At 67.8% G+C, this 19,806-nt stretch carries 21 protein-coding genes and 2 pseudogenes; 11 read left to right on the top strand and 12 right to left on the bottom strand.

Translation table 11 applies throughout. From position 1 onward, the window contains the following. Positions 1-13 precede the first annotated feature (13 nt). Positions 14-928 carry an aminoglycoside phosphotransferase family protein gene (locus ACFU5M_RS01065; protein WP_379041834.1) on the top strand — a complete coding sequence of 305 codons (915 nt, stop codon included), beginning with the start codon at positions 14-16 and terminating at the stop codon, positions 926-928. A 105-nt stretch (positions 929-1,033) separates the two neighbouring features. After that, complete coding sequence (locus ACFU5M_RS01070) at positions 1,034-2,032, top strand: FkbM family methyltransferase (protein WP_379041836.1); 999 nt, start codon at positions 1,034-1,036, stop codon at positions 2,030-2,032. 21 nt (positions 2,033-2,053) lie between these two features. On the opposite strand, the gene ACFU5M_RS01075 is transcribed toward ACFU5M_RS01070, so the two are convergent. After that, positions 2,054-2,488 (bottom strand): VOC family protein, encoded by a 435-nt coding sequence (locus ACFU5M_RS01075; protein ID WP_379041838.1) that lies wholly within the window; start codon positions 2,486-2,488, stop codon positions 2,054-2,056. 244 nt (positions 2,489-2,732) lie between these two features. On the opposite strand from ACFU5M_RS01075, the pseudogene ACFU5M_RS01080 reads away from it, so the two are divergent. Next, positions 2,733-2,981: pseudogene (locus ACFU5M_RS01080) on the top strand (hypothetical protein); the annotation flags it as partial. Positions 2,982-3,046: 65 nt separating this feature from the next. On the opposite strand, the gene ACFU5M_RS01085 reads toward ACFU5M_RS01080, so the two are convergent. The 5 genes from ACFU5M_RS01085 to ACFU5M_RS01105 all read right to left on the bottom strand — a co-directional run bounded on the left by ACFU5M_RS01085 (position 3,047) and on the right by ACFU5M_RS01105 (position 7,698). Then, the gene (locus ACFU5M_RS01085) at positions 3,047-4,177 is read right to left on the bottom strand and encodes an epoxide hydrolase family protein (RefSeq protein WP_379041895.1); all 1,131 of its coding nucleotides are present in this window, start codon (positions 4,175-4,177) and stop codon (positions 3,047-3,049) included. Positions 4,178-4,661: 484 nt separating this feature from the next. Further along, positions 4,662-5,696 (bottom strand): LLM class flavin-dependent oxidoreductase, encoded by a 1,035-nt coding sequence (locus tag ACFU5M_RS01090; RefSeq protein ID WP_379041840.1) that lies wholly within the window; start codon positions 5,694-5,696, stop codon positions 4,662-4,664. A gap of 76 nt (positions 5,697-5,772) precedes the next feature. Next, a complete protein-coding gene (locus ACFU5M_RS01095) occupies positions 5,773-6,627 on the bottom strand; it encodes an NAD(P)H-binding protein (protein ID WP_379041842.1) in 855 nt (284 codons plus the stop codon). Between the two features lie 29 nt (positions 6,628-6,656). Beyond that, entirely contained in the window at positions 6,657-7,298 is a 642-nt protein-coding gene (locus ACFU5M_RS01100) for an NAD(P)-dependent oxidoreductase (RefSeq protein ID WP_379041844.1), read from the bottom strand. Positions 7,299-7,326: 28 nt separating this feature from the next. Then, complete coding sequence (locus ACFU5M_RS01105; RefSeq protein ID WP_379041847.1) at positions 7,327-7,698, bottom strand: DoxX family protein; 372 nt, start codon at positions 7,696-7,698, stop codon at positions 7,327-7,329. A gap of 132 nt (positions 7,699-7,830) precedes the next feature. Between ACFU5M_RS01105 and ACFU5M_RS01110 the strand changes: the two genes are divergently transcribed. Next, a complete protein-coding gene (locus ACFU5M_RS01110; RefSeq protein WP_379041849.1) occupies positions 7,831-8,547 on the top strand; it encodes a TetR/AcrR family transcriptional regulator in 717 nt (238 codons plus the stop codon). Positions 8,548-8,599: 52 nt separating this feature from the next. Here the strand turns inward: ACFU5M_RS01110 and ACFU5M_RS01115 are convergent, their stop codons facing one another. Further along, positions 8,600-8,773, bottom strand: coding sequence for a hypothetical protein (locus ACFU5M_RS01115; RefSeq protein WP_379041851.1), 174 nt, complete (start codon positions 8,771-8,773; stop codon positions 8,600-8,602). Here ACFU5M_RS01115 and ACFU5M_RS01120 point away from each other — a divergent pair. Next, the gene (locus ACFU5M_RS01120; protein WP_379041853.1) at positions 8,762-8,953 is read left to right on the top strand and encodes a hypothetical protein; all 192 of its coding nucleotides are present in this window, start codon (positions 8,762-8,764) and stop codon (positions 8,951-8,953) included. The genes ACFU5M_RS01115 and ACFU5M_RS01120 overlap by 12 nt on opposite strands. Positions 8,954-9,469: 516 nt before the next feature. Here the strand turns inward: ACFU5M_RS01120 and ACFU5M_RS01125 are convergent. Beyond that, positions 9,470-10,036 carry a TetR/AcrR family transcriptional regulator gene (locus ACFU5M_RS01125; protein ID WP_379041855.1) on the bottom strand — a complete coding sequence of 189 codons (567 nt, stop codon included), beginning with the start codon at positions 10,034-10,036 and terminating at the stop codon, positions 9,470-9,472. A gap of 71 nt (positions 10,037-10,107) precedes the next feature. On the opposite strand from ACFU5M_RS01125, the gene ACFU5M_RS01130 reads away from it, so the two are divergent. From ACFU5M_RS01130 to ACFU5M_RS01155, 6 genes are all read left to right on the top strand, one after another. Continuing rightward, positions 10,108-10,692, top strand: a complete 585-nt coding sequence (locus tag ACFU5M_RS01130; RefSeq protein WP_379041857.1) for a hypothetical protein — start codon at positions 10,108-10,110, stop codon at positions 10,690-10,692. 39 nt (positions 10,693-10,731) lie between these two features. Beyond that, positions 10,732-11,529: an SDR family NAD(P)-dependent oxidoreductase gene (locus ACFU5M_RS01135; RefSeq protein WP_379041859.1), complete on the top strand. Its 798-nt coding sequence runs from the start codon at positions 10,732-10,734 to the stop codon at positions 11,527-11,529. 522 nt (positions 11,530-12,051) lie between these two features. Then, on the top strand, positions 12,052-13,005 hold the full coding sequence (locus ACFU5M_RS01140; RefSeq protein ID WP_379041861.1) for a hypothetical protein: 954 nt from the start codon (positions 12,052-12,054) through the stop codon (positions 13,003-13,005). 67 nt (positions 13,006-13,072) lie between these two features. Then, a complete protein-coding gene (locus tag ACFU5M_RS01145) occupies positions 13,073-13,708 on the top strand; it encodes a 1,4-alpha-glucan branching protein (protein ID WP_379041863.1) in 636 nt (211 codons plus the stop codon). Positions 13,709-13,811: 103 nt separating this feature from the next. Further along, the gene (locus ACFU5M_RS01150; protein WP_379041865.1) at positions 13,812-14,408 is read left to right on the top strand and encodes a DUF308 domain-containing protein; all 597 of its coding nucleotides are present in this window, start codon (positions 13,812-13,814) and stop codon (positions 14,406-14,408) included. Positions 14,409-14,461: 53 nt separating this feature from the next. Then, positions 14,462-15,892 (top strand): S8 family peptidase, encoded by a 1,431-nt coding sequence (locus ACFU5M_RS01155; RefSeq protein WP_379041867.1) that lies wholly within the window; start codon positions 14,462-14,464, stop codon positions 15,890-15,892. Between the two features lie 318 nt (positions 15,893-16,210). On the opposite strand, the gene ACFU5M_RS01160 is transcribed toward ACFU5M_RS01155, so the two are convergent. The 4 genes and pseudogenes from ACFU5M_RS01160 to ACFU5M_RS01175 all read right to left on the bottom strand — a co-directional run. Then, positions 16,211-17,047 (bottom strand): alpha/beta fold hydrolase, encoded by an 837-nt coding sequence (locus tag ACFU5M_RS01160; protein ID WP_379041869.1) that lies wholly within the window; start codon positions 17,045-17,047, stop codon positions 16,211-16,213. Then, complete coding sequence (locus tag ACFU5M_RS01165) at positions 17,044-17,628, bottom strand: TetR/AcrR family transcriptional regulator (RefSeq protein ID WP_379041871.1); 585 nt, start codon at positions 17,626-17,628, stop codon at positions 17,044-17,046. Before ACFU5M_RS01165 ends, ACFU5M_RS01160 begins: the two co-directional genes overlap by 4 nt. Positions 17,629-18,115: 487 nt before the next feature. Continuing rightward, positions 18,116-18,772: a hypothetical protein gene (locus ACFU5M_RS01170; RefSeq protein ID WP_379041873.1), complete on the bottom strand. Its 657-nt coding sequence runs from the start codon at positions 18,770-18,772 to the stop codon at positions 18,116-18,118. Positions 18,773-18,983: 211 nt separating this feature from the next. After that, positions 18,984-19,806, bottom strand: a pseudogene (locus ACFU5M_RS01175) (ATPase); the annotation flags it as partial.

A 19,806-nucleotide genomic window follows, 5' to 3' on the forward strand; every position in this document is an offset into this window, starting at 1 on the left:
ACCGTTGAGCCGCATGACGCACACCGAGATCGAGATCACCGCGGAGTTGGTGCGGGATCTGCTGCGTGATCAGCACCCCGACCTGGCCGGTCACCCTGTGCGGCTCGGCGCGCGTGGCTGGGACAACCAGCTGTGGCGGCTCGGCGACGACCTCGCCGTCCGATTGCCCTGGGCGACAGAATCCGCGGACACGTTGCTGCGCAAGGAATACACCTGGCTGCCCGCCCTCGCTCGGAATCTTCCACTGCCGGTTCCCGTTCCGCAGCGCTTCGGTGAGCCCTCCGAACGGTTTCGGCGGCCGTGGATCGTCACCACCTGGGTGCCGGGCGAGTCTGCCGACCGAGCTCCCGTCACCCACGCAGCGGAGGCAGCCACCACCCTGGCTACCTTCCTGACGGCACTACACCAACCCGCCCCCGAGCAGGCGCCCACCGGCCGCGACCGCGGAGGGCCGCTGGCGCGCTGTTCCGGAAGGTTCGCCGAGCAGCTTGCAGCGGCCACCGAGCTGGGACTGATCCCCGATCCCGATGCCGTCCGCGCGGTCTGGGAAGACGCCGTCGCCGCGCCCGATCGGGCGGGCCCGGCGCTGTGGCTGCACGGCGATCTGCATCCGGCCAACGTCCTCACCGCGAATGGCACGATCTGCGGCGTGATCGACTTCGGCGACCTCTTCGCCGGCGATCCGGCTTTCGACCTCGCTGCCGCGTGGATTCTGCTGCCCGACGGTGCCACCGACCGCTTCCATGACGCCTACCGGCCGACCCCGGACGCGGCGACTCTGCGGCGCGCCCGCGGATGGGCGGTGCTGCGCGCCTTCGCCGGCATCTTCATCGCAGACGCCGGGGTCCACGACCGCCCGGGTGGCAAGCCGACATGGGGCCCACCCGCCCAGGCCGCACTGCGACGCCTCATCGCAACCCATCGCTGATCAACCGGCTTCCCCCACGCTCCAGAAGACCGGGACGAATAGCGCAGGGTTCGAATAGCTACTCCCCACCGGTTGTCCCAAACCCATCGAGCAGAGGAACCGGCTGTGGCGAAAAGGGTTCGACGACCCCGCGCCACCGTCGATATCGTCACGGCGGTGCTTCCGATCTCGCCTCAACCTCCGTGGCAACAGACCGTGCTCAGACCACCGCCCTGGCCACCGCTGCTCATCGCCGCCCGCTGGTGGGTTCGATACGGGCCCGGAATCACGATCAAGCAGAGGCTGCTGCGGAAATGGCTCGACATCGGTCTCCAGCAGAAACCGCGACCGTCCGCAACAGTGCGCACCCGTTACGGGCAGCGGTTTCTCGTCCCGACGACCAACGACTTCATTGCCCGCGCGATCTATACCCACGGCTGCTGGGAGGCTTGTATCTCCGCGCTCGTCGCTTCGCGTCTGCAGCGAGGCGACGGATTCATCGACGTCGGATCCGCCGGCGGGTGGTATGCCGTGCTCGCGGCACGGCTCGTCGGCCCCACCGGATACGTCGTCGCGATCGAGCCCGCGGCACACGAGCACCTGCGGGCGAATCTGGCGCTCAACAGGGTCGGCAACGTCCGTGTCGTCCAGGCGGCCGTCACCGGCGAACCGGAGACGGTGACTCTTTACACTCCGCATGCAAACACCGGCGCAACCACGACGATCCGCCCCGACACCTACCAGTCCACGGTCACCGTTCCCGGCCTGCCACTGGCCCAGATGCTGCACCCAGGTGACCTGGAGAACGCCCGGATCATAAAAGTGGATGTCGAAGGCGCCGAAGGCACAGTCCTCACCCAGCTCGCCGCCTCGATCCCTCGGCTGCGCACAGACTGCGAGATCATCGTCGAAGTCACTCCCTACTGGCTCGCCACCACCGGCCACGACGCGAGTGAGCTGCTGAAACCGTTCATGGACAATGGGTTTCATCCATATCGAATCCAGAACTCGTACGCGCCAGAAGACATTCCAGGCATGTTGCGACGCTCACTCCCACCCAGCCCGGCCACCGGACCCTTTCCCCGGCAGATCGATCTACTACTCACTCGCGCAACCGAAGGCTGAGCCGGGACGAGTTCGCGTCCCTCAGTCGAGACAGAACTCGTTGCCCTCGATGTCTTGCATCACGATGCAGGACTCGTTGTGGCCATCGGCAGACAGGAGTCGCACGCGTACCGCGCCGAGGGAGATCAGTCGCGCGCACTCGGCTTCGAGTGTGGCCAAGCGCTTTTCACCCACGAGGCCGGTGCCGACCCGTACGTCGAGATGCACCCGATTCTTGACGACCTTGCCTTCGGGAACGCGCTGGAAGTACAGTCGCGGGCCCACTCCTGATGGATCGACGCAGGCGAACGACGAACCCTGACGCTGAGGCGGCCGCGAGCGATCGAAATCGTCCCACGTAGTGAACCCCTCCGGGGGCGGCGGCACGACGTAGCCCAACACCTCGCACCAGAATCGAGCGACGCGCTCGGGTTCTGCGCAATCGAAGGTGATTTGAACCTGCTTGACCGATGCCATCGGTCCACGATAAGGGTGACTTCGAGGCCATGACCACGATCTGGCTCGGCGCCATCGAGAACTACTGGGTGATGACCAATGTCTATCACCATTCTCCATTCGGAAACGAACGACGAACGGTTCGTCGACGAATGGGTCGATTCACTACTCACCGCGCTGGGGGCGAAACCATGACACGAACCTTCGAGCTCAACGATCCCTGGTCGGTTCGGCCAACCGCGACCCGTGACGCTTCGCCGATCCTGACGAGTTCCGGCTCGACCGGCCGAATATCGTGGACCACCTCGCGTTCGGAGCGGGTATCCACTTCTGCCTGGGTAGTGCGCCGGCCCGGATGGAAGCCACCGCCGCCATCGAGGAAATGATGCGTCGTAGCCCGGCGCTCGCTCCGGCCGGGGCTCCGGAGCGCATTGCCGGCCCGGTGCTGCGCGGCCTGCGCAGTCAACTGAGTTTCGACGTGGCCGCGGACCTGTCTTGTTCCCGTGCTTCCTGAACGAGACAGCCTCCGAATTCCTGACAGCATCAATCGGCGACGTGGATCACCCTCGAGACTCCGTGTCATTTGCGGTATTCGCGGAAGGTGGCGCGCAGGTCGTCGATGATGAGGTCGGGTTCTTCCATGGCAGCGAAGTGGCCGCCGCGCTCGAATTCGGTCCAGCGCACGATGTTGTGGTTTCGTTCGGCGATGCGGCGGACCGGGATACCGAGGTCGTGCGGCATGACGGCCACAGCGACCGGCACATCGGTGTCGGGTTCGGGCATTCCCCAGGTGGCGGCACCTTCGTAGTAGTAGCGCGCCGACGAGCCCGCGGTGGCGTTGAGCCAGTAGATCATGACGTTTGTCAGCATCGCGTCACGATCGACGGCGTCCTCGGGTGCGTCGGTAGAGTCGGTCCAGTCCTTGAATCGTTCGACTATCCAGGCCAATTGCCCCACCGGTGAATCGGCGAGCGCGTAGGACAACGTTTGGGGGCGACTGGCCTGCAACAACGCGTATGCGCCGAGTTCGTACTGGGCGCGGCGAGCCAGTGCGACGGCACGCTGTTCGGCAGGGTTGTCGGGGTCGGCGGTCTCCGCGGTGACAGTGGCGGAGGCGATCATCGTCAGATGCACGGCGACCAGGTGCTCGGCGTCGATCACCGCCAGCTGTCGGGAGATCGCGGCACCGGTGTCTTCACCGTGTGCGGCGTAGCGGTCGTAGCCGAGGCGGCGGATCAGTTCCGCCCATGCCCGCGCGGCCCGCGGGGCCGACCAGCCGACCGCGGGTCCGGAAAACCCGTACCCAGGGATGGTCGGCACGACGACGTGGAACGCGTCCTCCGCGTTGCCGCCGTACGCCACCGGGTCGGTCAGTGGGCCGATCACCTCGAGGAATTCCACGATCGATCCAGGCCATCCGTGCGTGAGTATCAGCGGCATGGCGTCGGGTTCGGGCGAGCGGACGTGGATGAAGTGCACGTGGTGGCCGTCGATCTCGGTACGAAACTGCGGGAAGGCGTTGAGCCGGGCCTCCTGGGCGCGCCAATCGTAGGTATTGCGCCAATAGCCGGCCAGTTCCCGGGTGTAGTCGAGCGGGATGCCCTGCGCCCAGCCCGCCCCGGGATCCGCGTCGGTCCAGCGGGTGGCGTCCAGGCGCCGATTCAAGTCGTCGAGCTGATCTTGGGGGACGTCGATCCGGAAGGGAATGATCTCTGTGCTCATGAGAACAAACTAGGATCCAGCTAGGACAGCTTCGGCCCTAGCTTCTGTCGGCGAAGGAAGACACGACGTCTTCGGCTACCCCTTCGCGGACGTGGCCGAGACCATCAGCACAGTCCGGCGGCTTGCCGTCAGCTGGCGACCTCCGCCCGCCGTCGCATCGACGCCTCGCGGTTTCCTGCGGCGCCGACGGCCGAACAGGCAGACATCGTCAAAGCAGGCATGGGAGGCCGAAGACATCAACGCGCTCATCGGGATCCGCGACCCCGGGCGCCACGGGAATTGCCGACCGCGGCAGCCCCGAAAGCCAAGGTTCGAGCGTCATACCGTTGCCCGACCTCGCTAGCCTCAACGGCTCGACACGTTTGTTGGACAGCGCGAACCAGGTGAAGTCCGCGCCTGCTGTCGATGTTCGAAGCCGTCTTCGGTAACGCTCGAAGTCCTGTTCAGCTGCGATCGTCGCCTTCGTTTCGCGTCAGTCCAGGGCTTTGCGGACGCGGGGTGCGACTTCGGTGCCGAGGAGTTCGATGCTGCGCAGGACCTCGGTGTGGAGTAGGGCGCCGACGTCCATCTGCAGGATCTGGCGGTCGTGGCCGAGCAGTTCGTGCAACCCGATGATCCGGTCGGCTACTTCCTCGGGGCTACCGGCGAAGACCATTCCGCCGGGCTCGAGGTCGCGTTCGCGTCCGGTCGGTGCCATGGGCGGTCGCCTTGCTTCGGCGGCGCCGGTGGCGAACATGGCCAGTTCGTGTTCGAGGTAGGTCGCTTTGGCGGCCGCGTTGTCGGGGCCGACGAATCCGTGGACCGCGACAGCGATCCGACCCTGATCAGCCGGACGGCCGGTCTGCGCCCAGGCTTGCCGGTAGGCGTGGCCGTAGCGGGCCCAGTGGTCCGGTGTGCCGCCGAGGACGCCGATGAACATCGGCAGGCCGAGCTCGACCGCGCGCATCACCGAGTTCGGGCTGCCCCCGGTGCCCAACCAGATCGGTAACGGCTGCGCCGGACGCGGATAGACCGTCACATCGTTCAAGGGCTTGCGGCGGTGCGGACCGTCGAAGGTGATGTTCTCGCCTTCGTTGACCGCGAGCAGCAGGTCGAGTTTGGAGGCGTAGAGCATGTCGTAGTCGGATTCGTCGAAGTCGAACAGGTCGAAGGTGATCGTGGAGGAGCCGCGACCGGCGACGGCCTCGATACGGCCCGGTGCGATGGCGTCGGCGACGGCCAGCTGCTCGAAGACCCGGATCGGGTCGTCGGTGGACAGCACCGTCACCGCGGTCCCGATTTTGATGCGCTCGGTGGTGGCCGCGGCGGCGGTGACCATCGAGGTCGGTGAGGACAGCGGCATCGAAGCGGTGTGGTGCTCGCCGAAACCGAAGAAGTCCAAACCGACCTCATCGGCCAACCGAACGGCTTCGAGCGCGTCGCGCACGGCCTGGGAACTCGGGCCGAAACTGCCGTCGGCGGTGCGGGGGGTGTTGCCGAAACTGTAGACACCGAGCTCGAAGGGCATCAAATTCTCCTGACGTGCTGAGTATTTCGGCCGCCCACCCCGCGACAGAGGCGGGCGGCCATGAGGGAAGTGGTGCTCAGACCAGCGTGTGCAAGGTCTCGGCGAGCGGGGTGGTGGGGCGTCCGATCAGCCGCGACAGATCACCATTGCGAAATCCCATCGCTCCAGCGCCCAGGCCGGCATCGACGGCGACGGCCATGTCGGCGAACTGCTCCGGAACACCAGCGCCGAGCAAGATCGCGCGGTGCTCGTCGGAGGACACGTTGCGATGGGTGACCTCGCGGTCGAGGACCTGAGCCAGCGCGGCGGCGAGCTCGTCGTAGGTCCAGGCGGTATCGCCGGACAGCTCGTAGGTCTTGCCCTGGTGTTCCTCAGTGGTGACCACGGCGGCGATGGCTTCGGCCAGATCGCGGCGCGAGGCCGAGGCGACGGCGCCGCCCCCGGTGCTCGACAGCAGCACACCGGTGTCACGAACGGTGGGGATGTCGCGGGCGTAGTTCTCGCTGTACCAGCCGTTGCGCAGAATCGTGAACGGCACGCCGCTGGCGCGCACAGCGCCTTCGGAGGGCAGGTGCATGGCCGCGATCGACAGCGCGGTGTCGTCGGCCTTCAGGCCGCTGGTGTAGACGATCCGCCCGGCACCCGCTTTCGCGGCGGCGGCGATCACCTCGGCGTGCTGGCGGTCGCGGTTGGCCAGGTCGGTGCCCGAGATCAGCACGAACACATCGCCCGGCGCGACGGCGGCGGCCACGGTGGCCGGGTCGTCGTAGTCGATGACCGCGGTGCGCACCCCGCGTGCGGCGAGGTCGGTGATCTTGGCCAGGTCGCGGGCACCGGCGATCACCTCGGCGGGATCGGTGCCGCGGTCGAGGACAGCTTCGACGGCCGAGCGGCCGAGGTGTCCGGAGGTAGCGGTGATGACGATGGACACAGGTGTCTCCGTTCGGGTTTCGGCAGGGGTCAGTTGCTGACAGCGGGTGCGCGGTGCAGGTAGCGGTTGTCGCCGATCTGATCGGCGGTGAAGGTGGCGATGTCGGCGCGGGTGATGGCGAAGCCGAGTTTGTCGGTGCCGAAGTACCCCGACCTGATGCGGCCTTTGGCGGCCCCGTCCTTGGGGGCGATGAACCGCACGATCGTCCAATCCAGCCCGGAGGACATGATCTGGTTCGACATGCCGGTGATCTCGTCGTAGGCACGGGGCATGAACGTGCGCGGCATGAACCCGACCAACCGAGTGACCAAGGTCGGCTTCTCCTGCGGGTCCAGCACCGCGGGAGTGGCATGGCCGACGAAGCGGCGCACACCGTGGCGCTTCATCGCGTCCAGGATGTGGCCGGTGCCCTCGATCAGCGGCGTCCCGGTGGCCTTGCGGTCCATACTCGGGCCCAAAGCACTGATCACGGCATCGGCACCGGCGACGGCGTCATCGATCGTGGCGGCGTCAGTTACCTCGCCGATCACGACTTTCACCTGCTCACCCCAGCGGGCGGGGACCTTGGCCGGGTTGCGGGCGTAGGCGGTCACAGTGTGCTCGGCCGCGAGCAGCCGGTCCACGGTCAGCGAGCCGATGGCGCCGGTGGCGCCGAAAACGGTGACGTCCATAGGGTGTCTCCTTCGGGGAATGAGGTGATCAGTAGGCGTAGGGGCCGAAACGTCCCCAGGCGACGAACACCGCCGCCGCGGCCAGGACGAGGTTGAACGCGATCGCGGCCGGTTCCTTGCGGCGGGCGTGGGTGAGCGCGGCCAGCGCCATGATCACAGCCAGTCCGACCGCGGCGATCGGGGTCAGGATCGGCGCGATCCCGGTCCAGGCAGGCAGGATCAGACCGAGCGCGCCCAGCAGTTCCGAGACACCGATCAACCGCAAGGTGGGCAGCGAGACATCTTCGACCCACGGCAACTTCTCGGCCAGCTTGTCCTGGGGCTGCAGCGACTTCTGCACACCGGCGAGAGCGAACATCGCGGCCAGCGCACCGGCTACGATCCAGAGGGCAACATTCACCGAACTACTCCTTGTCAAGGGTTCACGCAGGTCAACCCACTCACGAGCTAAGTGGAAAGGGTTGACCGTTTCTGTTCGGTGAATGTAACAACACAAGTGGGCAAGTCATTCCACTTAGGTAGAGTGGTCGGTGTGACAACGCCTTCGACCCCGCCTGTGACCGCCGTTGAGCCGGCCCTGCGCGCCGATGCCGAACGCAACCGTGAGCGCATCATCGACGCGGCCCGGCGCCTGTTCGCCCGCGAGGGCCTGGGAGTGTCCATGGCGGCGGTCGCCCGCGAGGCCGGGGTCGGCAACGCGACCCTGGCGCGACGGTTCCCCTCCCGCGAAGACCTCATCGCCGCGGTGTTCGCCGACCGGATGGACGGTTACGTCGCAGCGGTCGACACCGCCCTGGCCGATCCGGACCCCTGGGCAGGATTCGCCGGTTTCATCCACGCCGTGTGCGCCATGCAGGCCGCAGACCGCGGCTTCGCCGACGTGCTCACCATGACCTTCCCCGCCGCCAAACCCCTCGAAGCCCGCCGCGCACACGCCTACCACGGCTTCCTCGAACTCATCACCCGCGCCAAGAACAGCGGACACCTGGCTCCTGAGTTCACCGATCAGGACATGCCGATGCTGCTCATGGCCAACGCCGGCGTCATCGCCGCCACCGCCGACGCCGCCCCCGAGACGTGGCAACGCCTCGTGGCCTACATGCTGCGCGCCTTCGCCACCCCCGGCACCGAAACACCCCCGCTGCCACCGGCCCCGAGCCCACGCTCCCTCTATCGCGCCATGGTCCGCCTCGGCCGCAGCACTCCGACCCACGCCCCCACGACACGGGCTGTGCTCACACCTGAGTAGGCGCGATCGAAAGACGAACCAGGCGATCGGCCTCGGCCCTGCTCGCGCCGGATCACTCAGGTGGTGAACCCATTGCGGCGGTGACCGCGTTCTGGTCGTGCTCGCGCAGCAGACGCAGGACTGTGGCCGGCGAGGGGTGGCGGCCCTTCTTCTTACCGCGGGTGATGACCAGGCGGGCGGCGATGTCACGCAGGCTGTGGCCGTTCTCGCGCAGGTGCAACGCCATAGACAGCGTGGCCTCGTCGGCGACGGCGGCGCCGCCGATGGTTTTGCCGCGCGCTCGGGCGGATTCGTGGCCTTCGAGGGTGCGTCGGGGCGGGTCTGGGCGCGGGTGGAGATCGTCTCGGAGAAGATCCGGCCGACGCCGGAGGCGCGCAGGGAATCGAGCTGGGTGTCGAGGGACTGACGGACGGTGGAGGCGCGGGCGTAGCCGATGCGCACATGCGCGCTCGACTCGGCAGCGGCCGCGGGCGGGCGCGGCAGCTCCATCCACGCCGTGCCGGGCTTGCGCAACGCAGGGGTGGCGACGTTGAGCGCCTTGGCCGGTAAGGGCACGAGGCGGAATCGGGCGGTGTGGTAGCTGATGGCGACTTCGCCCTTGCCGTCCGGCACGGAGACCCGGCCGGGGCGGCGCAACTCGACATCGGGCGGTCGTAGGCCTCCACGAGGAGGAAATTGTCGTCGCTCACCTGCACGGTGTTTCATAGGTACGTTTCAGAACGATAGGCATTTGCAACGGCCTATGAAACGAGAAGCGCGCTGGTTGCCATCGACTGCTTCCGGTGTTTCATAGGTGACCTATGAAACACGCCTCGGGTCGGCACCGTCGGCGCGCGGCGCTCACCGATCCAGGCGGGCGCGTAGTCGCGCGAGGTCGTCGACAACGAACAGATCCACGATGTTCTGTGTCATGAAGCGCTGGTCAGTTCGGCCCGGGCCGACCGGAGGCGGCGGTGAGGCTGCGGACGAGCAGGTCGATGACCGCTCGCTTGTCCGCGTCGTCGCGCTTGTGGGTAAGGAGTCCTTCGATGACGAAGGTGCCGATGGCGGACATGGCGGCCAGGTCGGTCTCGGCGACACCGGCGGCGCGGAGGTCGTCAGCGAACAGCGTGTCGGCCAGCTGGTGGAAATTTGCGTGCCAGGCGTCGATGACGGGAGAGGTCGCAGCGCGTGCGTGCACGGTGTTGACCAGCCCGTGCAGCTGTTCCAGCTGATCGACCACCCACAGCAAACGGTCGTTCAGCGACAGGCCGTCGATCTCCGAGTAGGTGGCCAGTGCCTCGGCCAGGATGCGGTCCAGGACCGCGATGAGCAACTCGTCCTTGTCCTGGAAGTACCAGTAGATCGTATTGACAGTGACTCCGGCGCTTTTGGCGATCCGCCCCGTGGACGCCGACTCGAAGCCATCGTCGATGAGCAGGCGTTGCGCGGCGGCGATGATCTCCTCGCGCTTCTCCTCGCGGTTCTGCGGGCCTCGATTCCTGGGCACCTCCCTACCTTATCTTGAACGTCGCTCAAGGAGACGTTACGCTTCTTGAGCGACGTTCAAGAGATCATGAGATGAGGCTGGTTCCCATGGACCCCGACAACCCGGCCGCCGAGCTGCGCCGGCTCGACACCAGCGGCCTGCTCGCCCTGTTCACCACTCTGGAAGCCCCCACGATCGCCGAGATCGACGGCGAGTACACCGCCGCTCTGCTGGCGCAGCCGAATCTGTTCGCCGTGGTGACCGGAAAGGTGGCCGTGGCCAATCCGCTCGGGCCGTGGCTGTGCAAGGCATTTCGGCCCGTCGACGAGAACGGCGGGCGCGGCTACAACACTTTCAGTGAGTTCGGCCGGGTCCGGCAGCGCTACCCGATGCGCACGCTTTCGGCCCCGTCCCGCTACGACGGCGCCCCGGCCTACACGCTCATCTACCGTGCCTATACCTCGATGTGCGGTTCGATCCACATGGTGGACGAGGTACGGCGGGCCGCGCCCGGCGTCTACCTGGGCATGGGCACCTGGGGATTCACCGACGCTCAGCGCCGCGTCCCCCGGCCTTTCCTGCTGACCGGCCCGGTCGGCCCGTACCGCGGCGATATCGGCACAGCGCGGCCCGCCTTCACACCCGGCCGCCGCGAACTGCCCGGCCTACCTGCCTGACGCCCCTCACCTACCGACCTCCACCCGAGCGAAGGAACCATGACCACCTCCCCCCGCACCGCGCTGATCACCGGCGCGTCCGCCGGCATTGGCGCGGCGTTTGCCCACCACCTGGCCGCAAGCGGCTACCAGCTGCTGTTGGTCGCCCGCCGCGAGGACCGGCTCCGGGAACTCGCCGCGCAGCTGACCGAACGGCACGATGTGCGCTGCGAGGTCTTCGCTGCCGACCTCACCGACTCCGCCGCACCCACCGCGGTCCTGGACCACGCCGACCAGCAGGGCCTGACCATCGACATCCTGATCAACAATGCGGGACTGTCGGGAAAAACCGCTTTCGCCGACACCCCATGGGAGGTCTTGGCCAGCGAGATCCAGCTGATGGTGACCGCCCAGACCCAACTCGCCCACCTGGTCATTCCCGGCATGAAGGAACGCCGCTGGGGCCGCATTATCAACCTATCCTCGGTCGCCGCGTTCGCTCCACCTGCGGCCAGCCTGCTCTACACCGGCATCAAGTCCTACGTCCTCATCACCTCACAAGCCCTCGACATGGAACTCAAACCCCACGGCATCCACGTCACTGCACTGTGCCCCGGCTTCACTCACACCGAGTTTCACGATGTGATGGGCACTCGCGACCGAGCCGACCACCTGCCCCGAATCCTCTGGCAGCAGCCCGACGCCGTCGTCACCGAGGGCTGGGCAGCCGTGATGAAGGGCAGGCCCGTGTGCGTCCCGGGCACCGTCAACAAAATCTCCGCTGCCGCCATGAAGCCCCTGCCCATTCGCTTGGGTTACCTCGCCGGAAAGACCCTCAACCCCTTCAAGAGCAGCTGAAGCCGCTCACTCGCGTTGAGCGACGGCTTCCCACCCGTAAGGGAGCCTTCGACCACGTCGAATGCCCTCTCATCGGCATACAGGATGTCGATGAGAGGGCCGTCAGAACGCCACGCTCGGGCAACACTGTATTCCCGGCCATCCCGCAACCCCCGTGCTGAAGACGAGTTGGAGCTGAATGCACGGTACTGCCGAGGAGTACGGGACACGCCTGTGATCGCTGTCTCCGTTCAGCCGTGTCGCGTCCGGCTGAATATCCGAGCCCTGAGTAAGAGTCGTCGAGTTCGCCGAGCACATCGCCTCCGAGGAAGCGAGCGAGGCAGCCGGCCGGGAAACCAGGGCTACGATTCTGCGGTGTCGAAGGTGTGCAACTACCCGGGTTGTTCTCGTCCCATCACGAGCCCGGCAGGGCCTGGTCGTCCCTCGGAGTACTGCGACCGAGCCGATCACACGCGCTGGCGTGCGTGGCGGGAACGGCAGCGGCAACAACAGGAATCCGAAGCCGCGACCGCTACTGTCACGGTGACGAAACCAGGGCCGGTGACCGCCGCGCGGTTGCGGGCCGATGAACTGCTCACCCAGTTCCAAGGGCTCGCCGAACAATTGAACACCACGCTGAATGCCGCCGTCGCGGAAATGTCCGCGCTGGCCGACCCGGCGATCGCCGAGGCGCAGGTGCAGGCGGTGCAGGTGGACGCGGCACGGCGTATCGCCGAGGCGGAGGGCGCGGCGGTGACGGCCGAGCAGGCGCGGCGGGAGGCGCAGGAGGCCAGAGAACTCGCCGAATCCGCCGCCGACGACGCGGCGAGCGCCGCCGAGCAAGCCGAAGCGCTGATCGCCGAGGCGAACGCGGCGCGTGAGGGCGCGCTGCGCGAAGTCGAACGCGTCACCAAGCAGGCGGCCGACGATGTGTTCGCCGCCCGCAGCGCCGCGGAAGCCGAGATCCGTGCCGCCCGCAGCGCGGCCGCCGAGCAGGTCGAACGCGCCGAACAGCAGGCCACAGAGCATGTTCAGCGCGCCGAACGTCGTGCGCAAACCGATATCGAGAACGCCGAGCGCGAAGCGGCGGCCCGTGTCGCGGCCGCCCACTCCGAACGTGACCTCGCTGTGCAGCGCGCGGCGGATGCCGAACGAGCGGCCGAACGGGCCGAGCGAGCCGCGGCCGAGCGAGCCGAAGCCGCTGACGAGGCGCGATCCGAATGGCGCAGAGTACGCGCGGAACTCGACGCCACCCGCGCCGAGCTTGCCGAAACCCGACGCAGCGCGGCGGCCGAACTCGCTGCGGCCCGAGCCGAAGCCGCCGCGGCTCTCGAGAAGGTGCGCGCGGAAGCCGCTCAGCGTCTGGAGGCGCTCGACGAGGCCCGCGCGCAGACCCTCGCCCGCGCCGAACGCGCCGAAGCCCAACTCGACGAACTCCTCGCCGAAACTCGGCGCAAATCGCCCGCTACCGAACCGGCGCCACAGGACGAAGCCTGATGGACGCGGGGCGCCCGACTACACTCTCGGGTGCGGCAGTGTGCGAACTGGAGGAGGACTCTCGGAGGTGTCCGTCGTCTATCGGACCACGATGGTCCCCACCAAGGTGCAATTGCTGGCCTCGTGGCTGCCCGGTCGCTCGTGGTACCACGGTGGCAAGATGCCAGAGCTGCGGAAAGCCGGTGGTTTCCGGCTCGACGACCCGGACGGGGAAGTCGGGATCGAATTCATGGTGGTCACCGATCACTCCGGCGCGCAGCCTCACACCTATCACGTGCCGCTGACCTACCGGGGTTCGGCGCTCCCGGAAGCGGCCGAGGCATTGGTGGGCACTTCCCAGCACGGTATCCTCGGCACCCGGTGGGTCTACGACGCCGCCCGTGACCCCGTGGCGGTAGCCCGAATCATCGCACTGCTCACCGGTAATGCGCGGCCTCAGGCCCAGAGTGAAAGCGATACACCGGACCCCTCCGTCTCCGTACACACCGCTGACACGCTGTCGGTCGCAGAAGGATTCGGCTCGGCGCAGGACGGATCGACCTACACCGACATCCCGGCAGGTGGCCGGGTCGTACGCGTCCACCGCCTCTTGCAGGGCATGCTCGCGCCTGCCGATGCGGTGAGTGCCGGTCGGGTCAGCGCCCCGTGGCGCCTGGACGACGGCACCACTGCGACCGGCGTATTCCTCTCGCTCACTGAATGATTCGGTGGAACAACCGCGCGTCGCGGCTACCTCCCGCCGGACGACATGCGCTGTGACGAGGCAAACGAGTCGCTAACCGTACCTTCGGTCATATCATGTAGCTATGCCCGAAACCGAGATCGGAGGGCGTACGCAACCACTGGCCGGCGCAGCCCGGCAGACGGTACTGGTGGCCGGTGCCTGTTCGATGATCATGGGTGTGGCCCTGGCGGTGTGGCCGCACAAGTCGTTGCCGACAGCGGAACTGCTGTTGGGCGGTTACCTGCTGCTCAACAGTGTCCTTCAGGTAGTGGTGGCGATCGGCGCCCGCGTCGTCACCCCGCTGCGAGTGCTCGTGCTGGTCAGTGGGGGACTGTCGGCCCTGCTGGCGATGTTGTGCTTCGCGGGTGGGAATTCGACTCTGCTGCTGTCGTTCTGGATCGGATTGGCGTGGGCGATCCGCGGGATCTGTCATGCCACCGTGGCGGTATGGGTCGACGATCTGCCCGGGCGCGGACGGCAAGAGCTGTTCGGGCTGGCCACATTGGCACTCGGTGTGCTGGTGGGTACGGTGCCGTTCGACTCGCCGGACGCACTCGGTTGGGTAGCCGGACCGTGCCTGCTCGCGATCGGGACAATGGAAGCCTGGTTCGCCGCAGGGGCCCGGCGCGGCGTTGTCGCGATGCCGGGAATGGTGGCGACCATGCGCCTGGATGGCTGACCTCGGCGCACATCCGGTGGCGAGGCGTTCGGTATCCAGGTTGACTGGGCGCCATGGCATCCCAGCATTCCGAACTCCGCTCGCCCGCGGAGCTGATCGTGGTCACCCGCGCCGCCGCCACCGCGATCACGCCGATCGCCCTGCGCGACAGTCGCAGCGCGCAAGCACGTCTGGAGGAATTGCTGCCGCCCGGCGGTGAACTGGTGCGCATCTTCGGACCTGCCAACCGTTTGGAGCGCCGGCTCACCGGTAGCCCCCACGTGGAAACCGGCGCGGAATATTTGAACTACTTCTACGTCGGCGGTGTCACCGGCGAACTCGACGAGTTGGCCGCGCGGTTGCGTGCCGCAGACGAAGTCGCGGCAGCGTATGTGAAGCCGCCCGCCGAACCGCCGATCGCGCCGCAGGGCGTGCGGGCGATCACGGGCCGCACCGCTGCCGAGGCGCCGCCGGTGACGCCGGATTTCGCCGTGCGGCAAGGGTATCTGGACGCCGCGCCGCAGGGCATCGACGCGCGGTGGGCCTGGACGGTTCCCGGCGGCCGGGGGACCGGCGTGCGAGTGGTGGACGTCGAGGGCGCGTGGCGGTTCACCCACGAGGATTTGCGGGTCAACCAGGGCGGTGTGATCGGCGGCAGCCCCTCACCGGAGCAAGGTTGGCGCGACCACGGCACCGCGGTCGCCGGTGTGATCAGCGGTGACGTGAATGCCTACGGCATCACCGGCATCGTGCCCGAGGCGTACATCCGCGCGGTGTCGATCTTCGGATCCGGATCGGCGGCCGCGATCCGCTCGGCCGCGGACACGCTGAACCCGGGCGATGTGCTGCTGCTCGAACTGCACCGGCCCGGCCCGCGTTTCACCTATGCCAACCGGCCGGACCAGCGCGGATACATCCCGATCGAGTGGTGGCCCGACGACTTCGCGGCGATCCGGTACGCGATCGGCAAAGGCGTCGTCGTGGTGGAGGCGGGCGGGAACGGCGGGGAGGATCTCGACGCCGCGATCTATGACACCCGTCCCGCGGAATTCCCGAGTACATGGCGCAATCCGCTCCGCGGCGGCGAGGCCGACTCCGGGGCGATCATCGTCGGAGCCGGTGCACCCCCGCCCGGCTTCCACGGCCGCGAATACGGCCCCGCGCGCTCCCGCTTGTCGTTCTCCAATTATGGCCAACGGGTCGACGTGCAAGGTTGGGGTCTGGAAGTCACCACCACCGGGTACGGCGACCTGCAAGGCGGTCCCGACGAGGACCTCTGGTACACCGACGTGTTCAGCGGAACGTCGAGCGCGTCCCCGATCGTGGCCGGCGCCGTCACGAGCTTCCAGGGGATGAGCGCGGCCGCGGCCGGGCGGAAGACGCCCGCGGAGGTGCGCGCTCGGCTGCGGGACACCGGCTCGCCGCAAACCGATGCGCCGGAACGGCCCGTGTCCCAGCGCATCGGCAACCTGCCGGACCTCAAATCGATGATCCTGCCACGGTGAGCCGTCGAGGTGACCGTCGCACGAGGACGCTCGGGCCACCCGTCCTCCCCCGGTAGGGTCTCGATTCCATTCAGTGAAATCGACTGGGTGCATTGTTGAGCGAAGTGGAATCACCGCGAATCGGCGGGTAGCGACCGCCACTTACCGCAGCCGGCCGCACATCGAATGTCGCCGCGTGCTGGTTCACCTTCGATGGCGATCGACCGCGTCGGTAGCCGCTCTCACCCCTCGACGCCGGAGTAGGGAACGGGGGTGGCTGCGACGTTTACCCGGATCGTCCGATCGCGGCTTCCGAGCTCGACTGGTTGTGCACGGTGATCAACGCACTCGGGCGGCCAGCAACAATTCGAGCAGCAGCTGGGCGAATTCCTCGGGCGCGTCGGTGAATCCGCTGTGTCCGCCGGGAAACTCGGTCAGCGGGATGTTCAGTTGCTCGGCGAGGGTCTGCGCGGGACGATATGGGAGTTTGCCCCTGCTCTCCCGGCCCGCGCCCAACACGAGGCGATCGGTGAGCGGTTCCAAAGCTGCCACGTCCGGGATGTGGGAAGTGATCGTGCGCAATTCGTGCCTCATGTTGCGTGGCGCGTTGGCGTACAGACGTTCGATCATCTCCGCCGCGCGGGGGGAGAGTCGGGCGGGATCGGGCATTTCGACACCTCCGCCGATCCCCTCGAGAAAGCGCGCGCCCGCGGCGGCCAGGCCCTCGGCACGGAACAACTCGTACACTTCGTCGACGAACGCCTTGTGCTCGGCGGCGTCGGGCAGCACGCCGAAAGACGGCGGCTCGTGCGCGATCACCAGCCGCAACCGCCCGGGATGCCGGGCGAGCAGGTCCAGCGCGACCACCGCGCCGCCGCTGCCGCCGAAGACGAAGGCGTTCTCGCCCGCGGGGGTGAGGTGCTCCAGGAGCAGGTGGGCGTCCTCGCTCTGCACCTCGACCTCGATGTCGGCCGGTGGGCCAGGGTCGAGCACACTGCGCGAGTAGCCGCGCGGGTCGATGGTGACCACGGTGAAGTGCCGGGTGAGGGGTTCGAGGATGGGATCGAAGACCGCCGCGTCGCCTCCGCTACCCGGTAGCAACAGCAGCACCGGTCCGGCACCGCTCACCTCGTAGTACAGCGTCGCTCCCGGGACCCGCAGCGTGCCGGATCTCATGGTGTCTCCTTGTCGTCGGTCGGCCACTGCTCGAGGGTGACGTGCAGGGCGTCGATGATGCGTTCCCAGGAGTCGGCGGTGCCGCGGGTGTGCCCGAAACCGCCGGTCGACTCCAGAACGCTGTATCCGTGAAAGGTGCTGCGCAGCAACCGGACCGCGTCGGTGCAGTCCGGTTCGGCCAAACCGTAGGCGCGCAGCATGCCGTAGGTCAGTTCGATGGCGTGCAGCGCGCCGGTCGCCGTGTGCGCCGTTTCGGGGTCGAATGGGAGCTGGGTCGCGGCATAGCGGCCGGGGAAGCGCAGCGCGTAGTCCCGCCAGGCGTGGGCGTACGCGGCGAGCGCATCGCGTCCGGCGCGACCGGCCACCGCCGCGGCGATCAGCTCGGTCTTCTCCGTGGCCGACAGGGCGGCTACTCGCGCGCGGAGATCTCGGAGATTTCTGACGTGGGAATACAGGCTCGCGTCCTGAACGCCGAACTTCTTGGCCACCGCCGACATCGTGACGTTGTCCAACCCGATCTCATCGGCGAGATCGGCCGCGGCACGCGTGATCCGCTCCGCGGTCAACCCTGCTCTAGCCATCACGCACACCTCCTAAACCTAGTATTCCTAGTTTATAACCTAGGAATACTAGGTTCCGCAATCCGGGCAGTACCTGGCCACGCATCGCCCACAACCTGGCTGCACGAATGCTGCACGCGCTGAGACCGGGTGCGCGCGAAACCGGTCCGCCGCCTGTATTCGCCGCGCCGATGTCCGCTCGGTGGGCGCGCTGGCCGCCGCTGCTCGGCATCGCGAGAAGACGACGGGCCCGTGGTCGCGAGTCCGGGCGGTTCTCGGGCAGGCCGTCACGGTGACCACACCCGCCCGCGACCGCTGGGGATTCGGCCCGTCGCGCCGAAGCCGACCGCCTTGTCGGCGCGGCGCCGGCGATCAGGCGGGCCACCGGGCGAATCGGGTGAGTGCTGCTCGGTTCGATCGGCGGTCGGTCTCAGTGTTGGACCGATGAGGACGTCGTCGTCTCGACGTCGGCGGCGGATGAATCTTCGCCGCGCGAAACGATCCTGGTTCAGGAACTCGGCTGAGCCGGTGTTCGAACGGCTATTTCGCCGCTCAATGCGTAGTCGCCGGACAGTCGCAGACCGTCTCCGCTCCAGAATCGGCCCGGGTCGTACCAGTCGGGGCTGCGGTGCGAGGGCAGCAGTCCCATCGCTTGGTATGTGGCGGCGACGATTTCGGCGCAATAGGCGTTCTCCAGTTCCCGGGCGGCCGATCGGCTCGGCGTGTGGCGGGGGAGGCGGGCACGGCCGCGTAGCCAGCGCCCCGCCATCCCCGCGGTGGTGGGGAACGGGGTGCCGTCGAGCCGGGCGATGGCGCGCAGCGCGCTGTCCTCCATCTCACGGCCGGCCGGAGGGTCCAACTGGCGCAACCATGCCTGCTGGCCATAGCGGTGCGCCCACACCAGCACGGCGTCGCGCAGGTTGTGCAGCTGCGCGCCACGGTGCGCGGTGCCCGACCACATGTCGGGCAGGGATCGTCCCAGTTCCGCGTGCCAGATCAGCGCGGGCAGATCGTCGATCACGACGGACATCCCGACATGGTTCACCGGACTGTTCGTCGTCATTCGGATCACCCGGTCGGCCGTGGAATGCCCACGGAAAATCCAGATGTCGCCCGTTCTGGTGACCTCGACCGCTCGGTCGAGACTGATGCCCGTCCCCGTCATGGTCGTAGCCTATGCGGTATGAGGTGGTGGAAGGCAGTGGGATTGGCGGGTATGGCCGGTGTGGTTGCCACCGGTGTCGTGGTGGTGCGCGCCGAGCGCCGCCGCCGTGCCTATACCCCGGACCAGGTTCGCGAACAACTGCACGCGCGATTCGCCCAGGCGATATCGGCTCCGGCAACTGTGGGACCCGCTGCTGCGGAACCGCGGGGCGTCATCGGTATCGGTGGGCGTCTCCGACAATTGTTCCGGCGCGGGTCGCAGAAGGACGGCTGAGCGGAGCCATCGGGCCGAGGCCGAGATCGGCCAGCGCGGCCGCGCCGCGGGTGGCATGGTCGCCGCCGGCGAGTACCTCGGTCCGCGCCGACTGGTAGCGGCAACCGGCGGCGTCGAACGCGGCTGTCGTCGCGAGCAGCCGCTGCCGGTCACCGGTGTGCAATGCTTCGGCTCGCTCCACGATGGCGCCGGCGACGGGATTTCCGGAGACGATGGTCCTGGCCTCGGCCAAGCGTTCGCCGGCGTCGGAGACACCGGCGAGCACGGCGGCCTCGGCGCGCAGCGCCACATACCAGTGCAGCCAGATCCACGTGACCCATCGCCACACCTCGCGTGGCTCGGCCGCCGTCCGTTCCAGCGCCTCGCTTGTCTGCCCATGGTGGAGCATGATGAGTGCGTCGAAGACAGCACCGTAGCCGTGGGTGTGCGCTGGTGGCGTGCCGAGCCGGCGCACGGCATCGTCCCATTCGCTGCGGGCGTCGTGATCTCCGCGAAGGCTGTGGATCATCGCCACGCCGGCTACCGCCGGACCGAGTGCCGACTTCGCGGGGTTACCGGCTCGCTGCCACGCCTCCAGGAACCGGACGCTGTGGGTGAGGACCTGATCGACGTTGCCCGCCAGCGCGTCGGTCACCAGCAGCCAGCTCGTCGCACGATGTCCGACCTCGGCGAGTAGCGGATGATCCGCGAGCTGCTGTGCCCAACGGCGGGCGCCCAGCAGGTCTCCCGCGCCGAGTTCGGCCTCGGCCGCCTCGCCGAGC

This window comes from Nocardia sp. NPDC057455, assembly GCF_042802775.1.
Taxonomy (GTDB): Bacteria; Actinomycetota; Actinomycetes; order Mycobacteriales; family Mycobacteriaceae; genus Nocardia.